The following is a 1,019-nucleotide window of genomic DNA, read 5'->3' as shown; positions in this document are numbered from 1 at the left end:
TGGTGGAGCCTAGCGGGATCGAACCGCTGACCTCCTGCGTGCAAGGCAGGCGCTCTCCCAGCTGAGCTAAGGCCCCATTGTTTGGTCGGGAAGACAGGATTCGAACCTGCGACCCCTTGGTCCCAAACCAAGTGCTCTACCAAGCTGAGCTACTTCCCGAACTTAGGTGCTGAGTTTATAAAAAATATGGCGCGCCCGAGAGGACTCGAACCTCTAACCGCTTGATTCGTAGTCAAGTACTCTATCCAATTGAGCTACGGGCGCTTTATGCTATTGATGTAAATGGTGCCGAGGACCGGAATCGAACCGGTACGGTAGTCACCTACCGCAGGATTTTAAGTCCTGTGCGTCTGCCAGTTCCGCCACCCCGGCTAGGGGTCGAGACTCTGTAAAACAATTATGGAGCGGAAGACGAGGTTCGAACTCGCGACCTCCACCTTGGCAAGGTGGCGTTCTACCACTGAACTACTTCCGCAAAAATGGTGCGGGTGAAGGGAGTCGAACCCCCACGCCCGAAGGCGCTAGATCCTAAGTCTAGTGCGTCTGCCAGTTCCGCCACACCCGCGTGGCAATATAAAATTAAAATGGTGAGCCATGAAGGATTCGAACCTTCGACCCTCTGATTAAAAGTCAGATGCTCTACCAGCTGAGCTAATGGCTCGAGAAAGTGGTGCCGGAGAAAGGAGTCGAACCCTCGACCTACTGATTACAAGTCAGTTGCTCTACCAACTGAGCTACTCCGGCGAAAAAAATGGTGGAGGATGACGGGATCGAACCGCCGACCCTCTGCTTGTAAGGCAGATGCTCTCCCAGCTGAGCTAATCCTCCGATATGTATTGCCCAGCGACGTCCTACTCTTACAGGGGGAAACCCCCAACTACCATCGGCGCAAAAGAGCTTAACTTCCGTGTTCGGGATGGGAACGGGTGTGGCCTCTTTGCCATCATCACTGGACTATTTGGTTTTGAAAGACAAGATTTATTATACCAGTATATCACTGGGTTTTTCAAGCTTTTTTT

Annotated in this window: 9 tRNA genes and 1 rRNA gene; all 10 read right to left on the bottom strand. The window is 52.2% G+C overall.

The window, feature by feature from the left end:
* The 10 genes from GPDM_RS01610 to rrf all read right to left on the bottom strand — a co-directional run bounded on the left by GPDM_RS01610 (nucleotide 1) and on the right by rrf (nucleotide 954).
* Nucleotides 1-76 (bottom strand) — tRNA-Ala (locus GPDM_RS01610).
* 6 nt (nucleotides 77-82) lie between these two features.
* Nucleotides 83-159: transfer RNA gene (locus GPDM_RS01605), tRNA-Pro, on the bottom strand.
* A 28-nt stretch (nucleotides 160-187) separates the two neighbouring features.
* Nucleotides 188-264 (bottom strand) — tRNA-Arg (locus tag GPDM_RS01600).
* A gap of 19 nt (nucleotides 265-283) precedes the next feature.
* Nucleotides 284-372: transfer RNA gene (locus GPDM_RS01595), tRNA-Leu, on the bottom strand.
* A gap of 28 nt (nucleotides 373-400) precedes the next feature.
* A tRNA-Gly gene (locus tag GPDM_RS01590) sits at nucleotides 401-475 on the bottom strand.
* 5 nt (nucleotides 476-480) lie between these two features.
* Nucleotides 481-565 (bottom strand) — tRNA-Leu (locus GPDM_RS01585).
* 20 nt (nucleotides 566-585) lie between these two features.
* Nucleotides 586-661: transfer RNA gene (locus tag GPDM_RS01580), tRNA-Lys, on the bottom strand.
* 7 nt (nucleotides 662-668) lie between these two features.
* Nucleotides 669-744 (bottom strand) — tRNA-Thr (locus GPDM_RS01575).
* Between the two features lie 8 nt (nucleotides 745-752).
* Nucleotides 753-828: transfer RNA gene (locus GPDM_RS01570), tRNA-Val, on the bottom strand.
* Between the two features lie 10 nt (nucleotides 829-838).
* Nucleotides 839-954: ribosomal RNA gene (gene rrf / locus GPDM_RS01565) — 5S ribosomal RNA — on the bottom strand.
* Nucleotides 955-1,019: the final 65 nt, after the last annotated feature.

The sequence above is a fragment of the Planococcus donghaensis MPA1U2 genome, from assembly GCF_000189395.1.
Taxonomy (GTDB): domain Bacteria; phylum Bacillota; class Bacilli; order Bacillales_A; family Planococcaceae; genus Planococcus; species Planococcus donghaensis_B.
This window is presented reverse-complemented; position numbering and strand designations above follow the sequence as displayed.